The 15,079-nt window shown below is 34.8% G+C and carries 12 protein-coding genes; 3 read left to right on the top strand and 9 right to left on the bottom strand.

Going from position 1 to position 15,079, the window contains the following annotated elements; translation table 11 throughout:
- Position 1: 1 nt before the first annotated feature.
- The 3 genes from QYS49_RS14375 to QYS49_RS14365 all read right to left on the bottom strand — a co-directional run bounded on the left by QYS49_RS14375 (position 2) and on the right by QYS49_RS14365 (position 5,146).
- Positions 2-1,930: a GAF domain-containing protein gene (locus QYS49_RS14375; RefSeq protein WP_308348231.1), complete on the bottom strand. Its 1,929-nt coding sequence runs from the start codon at positions 1,928-1,930 to the stop codon at positions 2-4.
- Between the two features lie 169 nt (positions 1,931-2,099).
- Positions 2,100-4,307 carry a sodium-translocating pyrophosphatase gene (locus QYS49_RS14370; protein WP_308348230.1) on the bottom strand — a complete coding sequence of 736 codons (2,208 nt, stop codon included), beginning with the start codon at positions 4,305-4,307 and terminating at the stop codon, positions 2,100-2,102.
- Positions 4,308-4,738: 431 nt separating this feature from the next.
- A complete protein-coding gene (locus tag QYS49_RS14365) occupies positions 4,739-5,146 on the bottom strand; it encodes a hypothetical protein (RefSeq protein WP_308348228.1) in 408 nt (135 codons plus the stop codon).
- A gap of 160 nt (positions 5,147-5,306) precedes the next feature.
- Here QYS49_RS14365 and hppD point away from each other — a divergent pair, with 160 nt between their 5' ends.
- The 3 genes from hppD (at position 5,307) to QYS49_RS14350 (ending at position 9,204) form a co-directional block, all read left to right on the top strand.
- On the top strand, positions 5,307-6,401 hold the full coding sequence (gene hppD, locus QYS49_RS14360) for a 4-hydroxyphenylpyruvate dioxygenase (protein WP_308348226.1): 1,095 nt from the start codon (positions 5,307-5,309) through the stop codon (positions 6,399-6,401).
- Positions 6,402-6,753: 352 nt separating this feature from the next.
- On the top strand, positions 6,754-8,475 hold the full coding sequence (locus tag QYS49_RS14355) for a phospho-sugar mutase (protein WP_308348224.1): 1,722 nt from the start codon (positions 6,754-6,756) through the stop codon (positions 8,473-8,475).
- Between the two features lie 228 nt (positions 8,476-8,703).
- A complete protein-coding gene (locus tag QYS49_RS14350; protein ID WP_308348223.1) occupies positions 8,704-9,204 on the top strand; it encodes a metallophosphoesterase family protein in 501 nt (166 codons plus the stop codon).
- A gap of 87 nt (positions 9,205-9,291) precedes the next feature.
- Here QYS49_RS14350 and QYS49_RS14345 read toward each other — a convergent pair whose 3' ends face one another.
- From QYS49_RS14345 to miaB, 6 genes are all read right to left on the bottom strand, one after another.
- Positions 9,292-10,011: a hypothetical protein gene (locus QYS49_RS14345; RefSeq protein ID WP_308348222.1), complete on the bottom strand. Its 720-nt coding sequence runs from the start codon at positions 10,009-10,011 to the stop codon at positions 9,292-9,294.
- 100 nt (positions 10,012-10,111) lie between these two features.
- Positions 10,112-10,543, bottom strand: a complete 432-nt coding sequence (gene secG, locus QYS49_RS14340) for a preprotein translocase subunit SecG (RefSeq protein ID WP_308348221.1) — start codon at positions 10,541-10,543, stop codon at positions 10,112-10,114.
- 4 nt (positions 10,544-10,547) lie between these two features.
- The gene (locus tag QYS49_RS14335) at positions 10,548-11,681 is read right to left on the bottom strand and encodes a tetratricopeptide repeat protein (RefSeq protein ID WP_308348219.1); all 1,134 of its coding nucleotides are present in this window, start codon (positions 11,679-11,681) and stop codon (positions 10,548-10,550) included.
- Between the two features lie 35 nt (positions 11,682-11,716).
- Positions 11,717-12,244 carry an LptE family protein gene (locus QYS49_RS14330; protein ID WP_308348217.1) on the bottom strand — a complete coding sequence of 176 codons (528 nt, stop codon included), beginning with the start codon at positions 12,242-12,244 and terminating at the stop codon, positions 11,717-11,719.
- On the bottom strand, positions 12,234-13,502 hold the full coding sequence (locus tag QYS49_RS14325) for a sigma-54 interaction domain-containing protein (protein ID WP_372587668.1): 1,269 nt from the start codon (positions 13,500-13,502) through the stop codon (positions 12,234-12,236). The genes QYS49_RS14330 and QYS49_RS14325 overlap by 11 nt, the downstream gene beginning before the upstream one ends.
- Before the next feature lie 12 nt (positions 13,503-13,514).
- Positions 13,515-14,981, bottom strand: a complete 1,467-nt coding sequence (gene miaB / locus QYS49_RS14320) for a tRNA (N6-isopentenyl adenosine(37)-C2)-methylthiotransferase MiaB (protein ID WP_308348215.1) — start codon at positions 14,979-14,981, stop codon at positions 13,515-13,517.
- Positions 14,982-15,079 lie beyond the last annotated feature (98 nt).

Raw genomic sequence — 15,079 nt, 5'->3', positions numbered from 1 at the left:
CTTAAAATTTCTCTTTCTTAATAAATATGCAAGCAATTTTCACTGGATTTCCATGCTCATCTGAAACAGGCATGCAATGTGCAACCACAGGCATTTCCTTTCCTTGCTTATTAATTAGTTTTGCTGATTTACTCATGGACATATTATCGGTAATGTCCTTCCAAGTTTGATTCCAATCAACATCTTCTTCGTCTAAGAATAATTTTTTTCGATCTAAATTAATTAAATCTTCATTATCCCAGCCCGTTTGCAATTCTAATTGACTATTGACTTCCAGGATTTTTCCATTTTTGTCAAATTCAGCTACCATGGTGGAAATACTTACTGCTTGATTGAAAGCTCCCATTTCTCGGCTTTGTCTTTCCATTTCCTCTTGAGTAGCCTCAAGTTCTTCTGCGTTTTGACGCATTTCTTCTTCCTGAGCTTGCAATTGTTCAGCTTTCATTTGAGATTCTTCCAATAACTTTTTGGTTTCTAAGGACACTTGAAGTCCTTGAATAGTGGAAGATATACTTTCACCTACTTTTTCAATAAATTCAGTATGATACTCTTCATAAGGATGGAAAGAAGCTAGTTCAATAATACCGAATACTTCCTCATTCATTTTCATCGGACTAATCAAAATGTGAGTAGGATTTGCTTCCCCCAATCCAGAGCGTATGGAGACATAACTCTCAGGTATTTCAGATAGGTAAATGTATTCTTTTTCCAAATAACATTGACCTACTAATCCTTGTCCTGGATTGATTTCTTTTTCTAGGAATTTTTGTCTGTGATAAGCATAAGCGCCTTTTAATACAATTTTAACGTTTCGTTCATCTTCTTTATTCACAATAAAAAGTGAGCCTTGAATTGAATCAGTATAATCTACTAATTCAGAAATAAGCTTAGCCGATAAATCTTCTATATTGTCATCATTTTTACGAAGAATATCTCCAAATTTTGCAATGCCCTCATTAAACCAAACTCTTCTCTTATCTTGTTCAGCTACGTTTTGTAACTTATTACGCATTTCAGCTAAGGATTGCCCTAAATGACCTTGATTATCAAAAACAGTAATATCTGTACTGAAATCTCCTTTCCCCACCTCATCTGCAAATCTTGTGATACCTTTTAGGTTTGAGGTTAATTCATTTATGGCTTTAATTATAGAATTGAGTTCATCCTCTGATTCTCTCATATCCTCTGGTAAATTACCATGAGCTAATTCACGAATGTTAACTTTTAAGTATTTGATCCTTAATAATACAGAACGTATGATATAGAGTGCAATAATTGTACTGATGATAAAGGCAATAATAAATTCAATCGTAAGAATTATAGGGATATTGTTTTCTGCATCTTCAATACTTTGGATCGATTGCACCTCAGCTTTTGCTAATTCATCTTTTATACTATTAATGAGAAATGTCAAATGCATTATATCATCAATGACTTCTTCTCTGTTTAATTTCTCATAACTCAGATCAGAAATAGCCTCTTTTTGCTTGCTTTTGATTTTTGGTAAATGGGCATTCAATTCTTCTGTGAAAGCAATCACATCTTGATCACCAAATTCTCGTACTAAACTATCTAACTCATCTACTTTGGGGTATATATCATTGAACCAGCGATTTTCAATATCATTTTTGAAAAACTCATCTTCAGTACTGATATATCGAAATGTTAATATTGTAGTTAAATCTACTAACTGCTGAACTTCAGCAGCAAGCCTACTACTATTTTTATTGAGTTCGATTAAATCCTTCGCTTTATTTATTTGTTTGTTCCATGAATAATTACTGCTAATCAACATGATAATGGCAAAAGCTCCCATCAATAAAAAACCAATAGTGATTCTTCCTTGAAGGGTTTTAAAATCTACACGGATATATTTGTTAACCGAAGATTTCTTCTTGTGCTGGTTTTCTTGAGAATTTTTTTCTGCCATTAGATTTGAATTTGTATTACTTCTAAAAGTAACAGCAAAATATAAATGATTTGCTGTAATTACAATAAAAGCATTGGGAATTGGTGTGAGAATATTTTAAGATCTTTTAAAAACAAAAAAGGTTAGCCATAAATCTGGCTAACCTTTTATTAATTCTTAGTAATTAAAATTATTTTTCAGCTTTAATTACTTCACTTTTTTCAACCACTATTTCTTTAGATTCTTTCTTCACTTCTGCAGTGCTATGATCTTTAACAGAAATGTGAGGAGCAATTACTAATGCCACAATTGACATTAATTTAATCAAGATATTCATAGAAGGTCCTGAAGTATCTTTAAAAGGATCACCTACGGTATCTCCAGTTACGGAAGCTTTATGAGCTTCAGATCCTTTGTACTCCATTTTACCATTGATCATCACACCTTTTTCGAAAGATTTCTTAGCGTTATCCCAAGCACCACCGGCATTATTCTGGAATATCCCCATCAAAACACCTGAAACCGTAACACCAGCTAGTAATCCACCTAAGATTTCAGCTGATGAAGTATCTGCAAATACGCCTTTCAAACCAAATCCTACCAATAATGGAGTGATTAAAGCAATCGCACCTGGTAAAATCATTTCTCTGATGGAAGCTTTAGTAGAAATATCCACACATTTCTCATATTCAGGCTTGGTAGTGCCTTCCATAATGCCTGGCATTTCTTTGAATTGTCTTCTTACTTCCTGCACCATGTCCATCGCTGCTCTACCCACTGCAGCAATAGCTAATGAAGAGAATATAAATGGAATCATTCCACCCACAAATAATGCAGCTAAAACAGGAGCTTTATAAATATCGATAGAATCAATACCAGAAATACCCACGAAAGCAGCAAAAAGTGCTAATGCAGTTAAGGCAGCAGAAGCAATAGCAAATCCTTTACCTGTTGCAGCAGTAGTGTTTCCTACGGCATCTAAATTATCTGTTCTGTCTCTTACTTCTTCAGGTAATCCACTCATTTCAGCTATACCACCTGCGTTATCCGCAATTGGACCGAATGCATCAATGGCTAATTGCATAGCAGTTGTTGCCATCATACCTGCAGCAGCAATTGCTACACCATAAAGACCAGCAAAAGAATAAGAAACTACAATACCTGTTGCCAAAACTAAAATCGGTAAAACAGTTGATTGCATACCAACTGCTAATCCACCAATGATATTAGTAGCAGCACCTGTGCTTGATTGTTTTACTATAGATAAAACAGGCTTTCTACCCATTGCAGTATAATATTCTGTAATAATACTCATTAAGGCACCAACAATCAATCCAGTAAAGATTGCCCAGAAAACATCCATATTTGTAAATGCATAATCTCTGATGATCATGGTTTCAGGAAGCATCCATGTTACTAAAAAGAAAGAAGCTACAACAGTCAAAATGATAGAGGACCAGTTACCCCAGTTAAGGGCTTTTTGAACGCTATCAGTTTCTTTGGATATTCTTACAAATAAAGTTCCGATTATAGAAAATACTAATCCTAAACCTGCAATTATCATAGGTAATAGGATAGGAGCGATACCACCAAATTGGTCTTCAGAGATAATTTCTCTACCTAAAACCATGGAAGCTAAGATGGTTGCTACATAAGAACCAAATAAATCGGCACCCATACCCGCAACATCACCTACGTTATCTCCAACATTATCTGCAATGGTTGCAGGGTTTCTTGGATCATCCTCTGGAATACCAGCTTCTACTTTCCCCACTAAATCAGCTCCAACATCAGCAGCTTTTGTATAAATACCACCACCAACACGAGCAAATAATGCAATTGACTCAGCTCCTAATGAGAAACCAGCCAATACTTCTAATGCTTTCTCCATTTCCAAGCCGTTTACATCACCGCCTGTTTGGATTACATACATATTGTATAAGAATATAAACAATATACCCATTCCGAAAACAGCAAGACCTGCAACACCTAAACCCATTACAGTTCCGCCAGAAAAAGATACTTTTAAGGCTTTGGCTAAACTAGTTTTCGCAGCTTGAGTAGTTCTAACATTCGCTTTTGTTGCGATATTCATCCCAACATATCCTGCAAAGGCAGAAAATACAGCTCCTATTACAAATGAAATTGCAATAACAGGAGAGGAAGTTTCTACTAAAGTTCCAGAATAAGCCAATAATATACCAGCAATTACTACAAAGTAGAACATCACTTTCCATTCAGCTCTTAAAAATGCCATAGCGCCTTTTGCTATGTAGCCAGCTAATTCCGTCATCCTTTCATCTCCAGCATCTTGTTTCGATACCCAAGCGGATTTTATAGCCATAACAATCAGTCCCACAATCCCGAGAATCGGGACAATCCAGATAATATTGCTCATAAGTTTTATTTATTTTTTTAAAACGCTGCAAATATAGAGGGATGATTGGGAAATGGAAATTTTTAATAAAAGAAAATGATGAATTGCTTAATTGCCTGAATGCAATACTTCATTTGGTTAAATGGATAATGAGGTAAAGGAAGGAATTTAATTTAAATACTATTCAGATTATTTAAATGTACAAAGCACACACGACACGCGTACGCTAGCTTTGGTTTTTTATTGACTATATCATGCTAGTGTAGTCCAAGCGGACGCTTGAACTATAACAGGCTAATTACGAGTCCTCTACATGTCGAAAGTGTCCGCTTGTGCTCCAGTCAGTTGAAGTGTTCATTGCGAGGATGCATTGCCTGTTCTAAAGTTAGATAATAAAAAATCCCTCTCTTTTCCAGAGAAGGATTTTAGAATGTTATTTATAAAATATTAATTTATTCAGCTCTCCAAACCACTTCTTTATGGTCGTTTCCTGCTTGTAATACAATTCTAGTTGGCTGAGGAGCTAAAGCTAATGTTACTTTTGAACTTGCAAAATCATCAGCTTCAACTAAAACGCCTTGTCCTGGAGCTACATCTATTGTGTCTTCTTTAACAATATACTCATCAGCTAAGTAGGCAATTGGAAGTAAAACATCGTTATCAGGACAGAATTCATCATGAACCTCTGCTAATGCTTCTTCCAAATATTCTCCGTAATTTTCTATGAAGTCGTCCTCCATATCATGAAGCTCTTCTTCAATTTTGTCATAGTCCTGATCAGCATAAGTCAATTTACTCAAAGCAATTTTTGCTTTTACTAATGCTGTCAAATCCTTGTCTAAGTTTTTAATATCTATCATGCTTAAGTGCTATTATTTTCAGAACGTAAAATTCTTTAGATTGCTTATAACTTCCAAGTAAACGGAAGACTATTTAGGAATAGTTTGATATTTATTTCAATTAATACATAAAAAACATACTTTTGAATTAGAAATAATAATGCAATCGATTTAAACTACTATGGAACAGGATTTTTTGCCTATAAATGGCACGGATTACATCGAATTTTATGTGGGTAATGCAAAGCAATCAGCAATGTATTATCAGACAGCTTTTGGATTTGAGTTAAAAGCCTATGCAGGACCCGAAACGGGGATTAAGGATAGGTGTTCTTATATGTTGCAACAAGGAAAAATCCGTTTGGTTTTGACTTCTTCCTTAGCACCTGATACAGAGGTAGCACAACATGTTAATCTTCACGGAGATGGGGTAAAGGTTTTGGCTCTTTGGGTGGATGATGCAGAGTTATCCTATAATGAAACGACTAAAAGAGGAGCTAAATCTCATACTCCGCCAAAAACGATTAAAGATGAGCATGGTGAAGTTACTATCGCTTCAATTCATACTTATGGAGACACAATTCATACTTTTGTGAATAGACATGATTATAATGGTGTGTTTTTGCCTGGTTTTGTAGAAAAAACCAGTGAATTGCCAGCAAGCCCGATTGGTTTGAAATATGTGGATCATTGTGTAGGAAATGTTGGCTGGGGTGAAATGAATAAATGGGTTGATTTCTATAGAGATGTAATGGGCTTTAATCTTTTAATCACCTTTGATGACAAAGATATTTCTACTGATTTCACTGCGCTAATGTCGAAAGTGGTTTCTAATGGTAATGGCTTTATTAAATTTCCTATTAATGAGCCTGCAGAAGGTAAAAAGAAATCTCAGATTGAAGAATACATTGATTTCTATAAAGGCGCAGGAGTGCAACACATTGCTATTGCTACGGATGATATAGTGGATACTGTTTCTGAAATGCGTAGAAGAGGAGTTGAGTTCTTGCGAGTTCCGGAAACCTATTATGATGATTTGTTTGAAAGAGTTGGAGAAATTGATGAGGATATTGAACCAATAAGGGAAAACAATATTTTGGTGGATAGAGATGATGAAGGCTATTTGCTGCAAATTTTCACTAAGCCTGTTCAGGATAGACCAACTGTTTTCTATGAAATTATTCAGAGAAAAGGAGCCAAATCTTTTGGGAAAGGAAATTTCAAAGCTTTATTTGAAGCTATTGAAAGAGAGCAGGAATTGAGAGGCAATTTATGATTGATTTGAAATAAAGATACACTTGTCACGCGTACTCTAACTTTCTTCCACCTGCTAGCTGAGCACAATCGTATGCTTGCGCTATTGAAGCTGGGAGCCTGAACTGGTTCAAGCGTCCGCTTGGGCTAAATCAGCAAAAGAGTACACTTGCTCTATAAAAAGCATATTGAATTTTTTTAAAAACCATAGGAATCAATTTCTATGGTTTTTCTTTTTTTACGCATATTTGGATTCATATTTATTTTTTGCTACTCGATAATTCTGTAATTTAAGCCTTGTATTCACAAGAAAATCATGAATACAAGTGATATGCTTTTAGAAATTATAAATCATTAAAAATATAAGAACCATCATGACAAGTCAGGAAAAAGCCCAGCAGTGGTTAGATAGTAAAGTAGTGGACGAAGCCACTAAAAAACAAATAAAGAACCTTCAAGAAAACAATAAGGAGGAATTTGAAGAATCTTTCTATAAAGACTTAGAATTCGGAACTGGTGGATTACGTGGAATTATGGGCGTAGGCAGTAACCGAATGAATAAATACACATTGGGTATGGCTACTCAAGGTTTGAGTAATTATCTAAACAAAACATTTACCGAACAAGGTGTTTCAGTTGCCATTGCACACGATTGTCGTAACAATGCCGAAGAATTTGCCAAAGTAGTAGCAGATGTTTTTACGGCAAATAATATAAAAGTATTTTTCTTCGATAGTTTAAGACCAACTCCTGAGTTATCATTTGCTATTCGTCATCTGGGATGCAAAAGTGGAGTGGTTTTAACGGCTTCTCATAATCCTAAAGAATATAATGGGTATAAAGCTTATTGGACTGATGGAGCTCAAATGGTTGCCCCACATGATTTGAATGTGATGAATGAAGTGCAATCTATTACCTCTATTGATGATGTGCAATTTGGAGGAAAAGAACCTTTGCTTGAAAGCATAGGAGAGGATATTGATGAAGCTTATTTGAAAGAGGTGAAGAAAATATCGCTTTTTCCTGATGCAACAGAAACTGATAAATCCATCAATATTGTTTATTCATCCATACATGGAACAGGCATCACCTTGGTGCCTAAAGCCCTTGAAATGTATGGCTTTAAAAATGTACATATTGTTGAGGAACAAGCTGAGCCAAATGGGAACTTCCCTACGGTAGTTTATCCTAATCCTGAAGAAAAGGAAGCCATGTCTATGGCATTGGCTAAAGGTAAAGAAGTAGATGCTGACATTGTAATGGCAACTGATCCTGATGCTGACAGAGTGGGCATTGCAATCAAAAATGCTAAAAATGAATTCGAACTTCTGAATGGAAATCAAACAGGTTCATTATTGATTTACTATTTATTAAGTCGTTGGAGTGAATTAGGGAAGCTAGATGGTAATCAATACATAGTGAAAACAATTGTGACCACTGAGCTTTTCAAAAATATAGCTGATGCCTATCAAGTTGAAAGTTTTGATACTTTAACAGGCTTTAAAAATATTGCAGCCGTAATTCGAGATTTAGAAGGTAAAAAAACTTTCATAGGGGGTGGAGAAGAAAGCTATGGTTATATGATCGGTGATTATGTACGCGATAAAGATGCAATAGCTTCCGTTGCTATGATAGCAGAAATGACGGCTTATGTGAAATCTCAAGGGAAAACACTTTATGAATATCTTATTGAGATGTACATGAAGTTTGGTTTCTACCGTGAGGATTTGGTTTCCATTACTAAAAAAGGAAAATCCGGTAGCGAAGAAATTAAAGCAATGATGACCAGGTTTAGAGAAGAACCACCTAAGAGCTTGGCAAGGACTAAAGTTTTGGAGGTAAGAGATTATCAGAAATCTACCATTTTGAATATGGAGAGTGGGGTGAAGAGTAAGTTGAATTTCCCTTCTTCTAACGTACTACAATTTTTCTTGGAAGATGGAAGTAAGATTTCTGCCAGACCTTCTGGTACGGAGCCTAAAATTAAGTTCTATGTAAGCGTAAAAGGAAAATTGCGTAGCAAAGAAACCTTTGAAGAAGATTTTGCAGAGCTTGGTGATATCATAAAGTCTTATTTGGATGACTTGGATTTGTAGGGTTATTGAAACGAAGTTTCAATAGACTAGATTCCTGCCTCCCGACTTTCAGTGCGGGACAGGTTTCGCAGGAATGACGCACTGATCTTAGATCGAATGATAAAATATATCTTAACCTACTCATTAAATTCCGTGCGTCATCCCTTTGAAGAAAGGGATCTATCCATTTTAATCTCCGATTAAAATATCTACCCGCTCTTTAATCTACCACAATACAACCTCCAACAAATGAAAATAGGTTTAATATCCGATACACACGGCTTTTGGGATGACGACATTCCAAAATACTTCAAAGATTGCAATGAAATATGGCATGCAGGAGATGTGGGCGAGGCAGGTCAAATAATAGAAAACCTTAGCAAAATTGCACCAACCTTAGTCGTCTATGGAAATATTGATACACCTGATTTTCAAAGGACTTATCCAGAGAATTTATTTATTGAGAGGGAAGGAGTAAAAATATTTATGACGCACATAGGAGGGAAGCCACCTTCTTATAATCCTCGAGTTCGAAAACTAATCCAATCTGAAAAGCCCAATGTTTTTATCTGTGGTCATTCCCACATTTTAAGAGCCATGCCTGATCCTAAGCATGGAAATTTGCTTTACCTAAATCCTGGTGCAGCCGGTAATCAAGGTTTTCATAAAATGAGGACGATGATGAGGTTTGAAATTAATAAAGGGAAAGTAGAAAAGTTGGAAGTGATTGAGTTGGGAAAAAGAGGTTGAAGTGATTGGGTGTTTAAGTGAATAAGTATTGAAGTGACTAAGTGAAGTATTTAGGTGACTTAACGATTCTTCCTAAAAGATTAGACATTAAAATGAATAAGTGACATTTAATCCTAAACTGTGGTATCTCATAGAGCTAGTATAAGGTTCATTCCAATATGAGTTGAGTATTAATGCCCTACGTAAGTTACCAAAGCTTCTGTTATAATTAAGTCCAATAGATAATTGATCCTTAAGAAGGTAACTTATCCCTAGGTTTCCCAAAAAGTCAAAATGTACTCCATCTTCTTTATAGGTGTTGCCAAAATAAGATCTTTCATCAAAGAAGGGTTGAAAATAATATCGCATTTCTGTTCCAGCCTGAAGCTTCCATTTTTTATTAATATTAAAATTAAGCTGAGGATGAAAACCAATGAAATATCTGGTTTTAGCCAAAGTTTGATCTATGAAATTGATCTCATCATAATATTTAAGAAAGGTGTCAAGTCCAGAACTATTACCACTATTGAAGTAAGCTTGCAATCGATTTTCATAAGGAATTCCTAAAATAACACCTCCATTGATACCAAATGAGACACCAATCAGTTTGTTTATGCTGTAGATCATCCCATTTTCTATTTTAAATTCAGTGGTTTTAAAATCATTAACATAGAGGCTGTTTTCAAAGTCTACAATCCTGACCTCAAAAGCTATGTAACTATTAAACTGTCTTGAATTATCAGATGTATCTAATAATTCATCACCTCTTTGAGCTAAAGAGTTAAAAGCGAAGAATAAAACAAAAATAGAGCAAATACAGAATTTCATTTACAATTGTTTTTAATAAATTTAAATAATAAAATTCATTAAAAACAAAAAAAGGGAAGCCTTTCGGATTCCCTTTTAAATTAATATCTATAATTAAAGATTATTCTTCTGAATTATCTTCTCCTTCTGATTCTTCAAGACCTTCAATCAGTTCCTGATTTCCACCTTCTTGACCTTCAGTACTTCCTTCTCCTTCTACTGGAGGCAACAAACCTTCTTCACTACCACCATCCATGTCCGGAAGTAAAGTTTCGTCTTGAGCCTTTTCAATGTTAGGGCTTGTAAAACCTGTATCAACAGTTGAGGTTTTGATTACAAAAGAAGAAGCTAAGCTTAATACCACTAAACTAATAGCCAATACCCAAGTAATTTTTTCTAGAATATCACCTGTTCTTTTTACGCCTACAACCTGACTAGCTCCTGAACCTCCAAATTGACTGGATAAACCACCGCCTTTAGAATTTTGAGCTAATACTACCAACACCAATAAAATGGCAACTAAAATGATTAAAGTAATTAATAATGTTAACATGTATTTATGATTCTTTTTTTAACTCATCTATAATTTCGACAAAGTACGTCTTTTTTTGTGGAAATTTCCAAATTAATTTCTTGTAAATATCAATGGCTTTTTGCTTTCTTCCTTGTTTTATCATCAATTTTGCCAAAGTTTCGGAAACTACATCATCAGAAAGATTGGTGCTGCTTGCCGAAAGATCTTCTGCTTCTTGCTTATTTGACTGATTATCAGGCTTTATTCTTTTTGTAAGAACAGGTTCTTTCTCAATAAAGTTATTGATGATATTTAATTGTTCTTTTTTATGAGCATCACTAATTTTTAATTCTTTTCTTGAAGTTATTTCTTCAATTATATCATGCTCATCTTTTTTTGGTTTTTTTTCAGCAGCTTTTGATGTCTTCGCTTTTGTAGTGGATGCTTTTTTGGTGCTATCCTTAGATTTATCTGAAGAAGATTTTTTAGTTGTGGTTTTAGCAGCTGTTGTTTTTTTTGTGGTGCTAGTTTTTTTAGTAGTAGCAGGTTTAGGTTTCGATGTGGGTTTTTTAGCGGCAGCAGTTTTAGCAGTAGTATTTCTGCTTCCCGATTTTGAAGTCGTTTTCTTTATCGTTTTAGCTTTAGGCTTCTGTTTTTCCTCTTCAGATTTTTTAGCTTCAAACCGATCTAAGGTTTTTTGATAATTTTCCTTTTCAGCCTTTAAATCTTCCATTTCTTTAAATAATTCCTCAAAAAAGGAATCTGATAAATGAGAAGAAGCTGGTGTTTGTGTAACTTCTATTAATGAATCTGAGGTGGTGCTTGTTTTTCTTTCTGACTTATTATGACCCTCAATAGGCCCCCCAATGACTTTATTTTTTTCTTCAGCAGTATCTTTTTGCTGTTGAGGTATTTCTTTTACTTCATCAACAGTTTGTGATTCGTAATCCTTTGTTAAGATTTCTTTCAGATGCTTTCTGTCTAATGCATAAATTGCAGCAGATTGCAAATGTTTCTTTTCGCTTTGGGGAGAATATTTTTTCGAACCGATAGTAATTAAAGGCGATAGGGCTTGAAAATAGGGGTATTCTTTCTTCAGATTTGATAAATCATTGAAGTCTTTTTCTTCTAGTTTTTCTGGTTGATTGATGAGGGTTGTAAGCCTTTGTTTGTCCACTTGGTTCTATGTTAAAGAATTAAAGTTACAAAATTTTACCAATTTGCTACCGATGCATTAAATATATCTAAAATAATTTGATCTGTAATGGTTTCAATCAGTTGATTTTCCACCGCGGTTAAGGTATTGGAAGTAGCATCAAAATCGGCATAAAAAGAAAAGGATTTATTATCAAAGTTGAAAACCTCATCTTTTGTATTTACATAACTAACTTTTACAGTAATGGTTAATCTCTGAGCTCCCGCAGCATCTGCCAAATTTGGGTTTCCAGATGCTGTAACGGCAATCGGTTGAACTCTATAGCCTGTAATAGAACCTTCTAATTGCAAATCTCCATTATTTTCAACTAACTCCAAACTCGTGTTCTGTTGATAATAATCTCTTATTTCTTCAGTAAAAGTTTGCTGCAAATTGGGAGGACCATTTCCTGAATCATTATAAAAATATTGAATGGACATAGTTTTTATATCAGGTGCAATAGATGCTCCTGTAAAGCTGTAAACACCACATGAGCTAGTAAATACTGCTAAGAATAAAAAGATTATAATACTTCTAAAGGTCATACTGCTTAATTTTTCTATATAATGTACGCTCGGAAATACCCAAATCCCGTGCCGCATATTTTCTTTTATTCTGATTTTTGGAAAGTGCTCGCTCTATCATCTCTTTTTCTTTCTTTTCTAATGATAAAGATTCTTCCTCTACTTCATGCTCAGCATCTTGATAATCTTCAATATTAAAACTCTCATTCGCATCATCTTCCTCTTCTTTTCGGCTGTCCAATAAATATGGAGTTCTTACGCCCTCAGCATTTTCCTTAAACTCATTTTGCTTAACCTCAAATAAGTCTTCATTGTCTTTTAAAATTTCCTCTCCATAATTCTCATTTTTTAATACGTTATGGACTAACTTTTTAAGTTCCTCCACATCATTCCGCATGTCAAATAGAATTTTGTATAAAATATCCCTTTCTGAAAAATTATTTTTGTCACCACCAGTTGAGCCGTCTTGACTTTTGTAGAGTGCTGGCATCATATTCCCTTCTTGCGGCAAATATTTAAACAAAATATCTTTGTCAACTTCACGCTCCATTTCCAAAAGGGAAATTTGCTCAGCTATATTTTTTAGCTGACGAATATTTCCTGGATAGCGATAAGCCATTAATGCTTGCTTGGCATCTTCTGTTAATTTTATGGGATTAACATGGTGCTTTTCTGCAAAATCAGATGTGAATTTCCTGAATAATAATTCTATATCTTGACCTCTATCACGTAAAGGCGGAACAAAAATAGGGACTGTATTTAATCGGTAGTATAAATCCTCTCTAAATTTACCTTTCTCTACTGCTTGAATAAGGTTTACATTAGTGGCAGCTACCACGCGAACATCGGTTTTCATTACTTTAGAAGAACCAACTCTTATAAATTCTCCGTTTTCCAATACTCGCAACAATCGAGATTGAGTAGGTAGAGGCATTTCACCTATTTCATCTAAAAAGATAGTTCCACCATCGGTAACTTCAAAATATCCTTTTCTAGCATCATAAGCTCCTGTAAATGAGCCTTTCTCATGACCGAAAAGCTCAGAGTCAATAGTTCCTTCAGGAATTGCGCCACAGTTAACAGCAATAAACTGCCCGTGTTTTCTTGCGCTTAACTGATGTATTATTTTGGAGAATGATTCTTTACCTACACCGCTTTCTCCTGTTATAAGCACGGTCATATCAGTAGGAGCAACCTGCATGGCTACTTTTATGGCAAAGTTCAAATGATCGGAATTTCCGATTATGCCAAATCTATTTTTGATAGTTTGTATATCCAACGCAAAAAGTATTTAAACCGCTTTTCCTATTAATGTAGCACCTGTGCATTCATCTACATACACATCCACATAATCTCCTTTTTTGTAATTTTCTTTTGGAAAGATCACTACTTTGTTAGCTGAATTTCTTCCTTGTAGTTGTTCTTCAGATCTTTTGGAAGTGCCTTCTACTAAAACTTTGTGAACTTTATTTAAAATCAAATGATTTCTTTCCGAAGAATGCGCTCTTTGTTTATCTATGATTTCCTGCAATCTTCTTTTCTTAGTTTCTAAAGGAATATCATCCTCGTATTTTTTCTCAGCTAATGTGCCTGGCCTTTCAGAGTAAAAGAACATATAAGCGAAATCATATTTCACATAGTCCATTAAGCTTAAAGTATCCTGATGATCTTCTTCTGTTTCCGAGCAGAAACCTGAAATCATATCTGATGAAATACCACATTCAGGACCTAAAATATCTCGAATAGCATCCACTCTGTTGATATACCAATCTCTGTCATAAGTACGGTTCATCATTTTTAAGATGCGTGAATTTCCACTTTGAGCTGGTAAATGGATGTATTTACAGATATTGTCATACTTTTTCATGGTATACAATACTTCATCTGTAATATCTTTTGGATGAGAAGTTGAGAATCTCACTCTTAAATCAGGAGAAACATTAGCAACCATTTCAATTAAATTGGCGAAATTGATTACCTCAACTTCTTCTTTTTTCTCAATCTTTTCTAACCTTGCTTTATTATTGATTTCCTCTGACCATTTATAGGAATCCACATTTTGACCTAAAAGCGTGACTTCTCTGAAGCCTCTGTCAAATAAATCTTGGGCTTCTTTTACAATGGAGAAAGGATCACGACTTCTTTCTCTTCCTCTAGTGAAAGGCACCACACAGAAAGAACACATATTATCACACCCGCGCATGATGGAGATGAATGCCGTTACACCATTGGAGTTTAATCTAACAGGACTTATATCTGCATAAGTTTCTTCTCTACTTAGAAAAGTATTGACTGCTTTTTCTCCGTCATCCACTGTTTTTACCAAATTGGGTAAATCACGGTAGGAGTCAGGCCCAGCCACGATGTCAACCATTTTTTCTTCCTCTAAAAGTTTGGTTTTCAATCGCTCAGCCATGCAGCCCAATATACCAATTTGCAATTCAGGCTTGCTCTTTTTTACTTTATTGAAGTCTGTAAGTCTTTTTCTAACAGTCAACTCCGCTTTTTCTCTAATGGAGCAAGTGTTTAGAAAAATTACATCTGCATTGTTGAAATCGTTAGTGGTGTCAAAACCATTTTCTTTCATAATGGAAGTGACGATTTCACTATCGGAAAAATTCATTTGACAGCCGTAGCTTTCAATATATAATTTTCGGCTTTTGCCTGTGTTTTCTTCTTTTGATACTTGAACAGCACAAGATTCATCCGTTTTGGTTTCTTCTGCAATGATGTCCAAATCTTTAATCAATTCACTCATATTTGGTATTTATAAAGTGCTTCGTATTGTCTTAATTATTAACAGGCAAAGGTAGCCAATAATTCTTGAAAATGACATTATGGCAGTAGTTTTTCCTT

This window comes from Marivirga salinae (genome assembly GCF_030503855.1).
GTDB classification, from domain to species: Bacteria; Bacteroidota; Bacteroidia; order Cytophagales; family Cyclobacteriaceae; genus Marivirga; species Marivirga salinarum.
Note: the sequence above shows the minus strand (reverse complement) of the source record. Positions and strands in the feature narration are given on the sequence as shown.

Coding starts and splice junctions, on each gene's coding strand:
- miaB (WP_308348215.1), bottom strand. CDS start 14,981: ATGAGTGAATTGATTAAAGATTTGGACATCATTGCAGAAGAAACCAAA.
- QYS49_RS14350 (WP_308348223.1), top strand. CDS start 8,704: ATGAAAATAGGTTTAATATCCGATACACACGGCTTTTGGGATGACGAC.
- QYS49_RS14370 (WP_308348230.1), bottom strand. CDS start 4,307: ATGAGCAATATTATCTGGATTGTCCCGATTCTCGGGATTGTGGGACTG.
- QYS49_RS14375 (WP_308348231.1), bottom strand. CDS start 1,930: ATGGCAGAAAAAAATTCTCAAGAAAACCAGCACAAGAAGAAATCTTCG.
- QYS49_RS14330 (WP_308348217.1), bottom strand. CDS start 12,244: ATGACCTTTAGAAGTATTATAATCTTTTTATTCTTAGCAGTATTTACT.
- hppD (WP_308348226.1), top strand. CDS start 5,307: ATGGAACAGGATTTTTTGCCTATAAATGGCACGGATTACATCGAATTT.
- QYS49_RS14345 (WP_308348222.1), bottom strand. CDS start 10,011: ATGAAATTCTGTATTTGCTCTATTTTTGTTTTATTCTTCGCTTTTAAC.
- QYS49_RS14355 (WP_308348224.1), top strand. CDS start 6,754: ATGACAAGTCAGGAAAAAGCCCAGCAGTGGTTAGATAGTAAAGTAGTG.
- secG (WP_308348221.1), bottom strand. CDS start 10,543: ATGTTAACATTATTAATTACTTTAATCATTTTAGTTGCCATTTTATTG.
- QYS49_RS14365 (WP_308348228.1), bottom strand. CDS start 5,146: ATGATAGATATTAAAAACTTAGACAAGGATTTGACAGCATTAGTAAAA.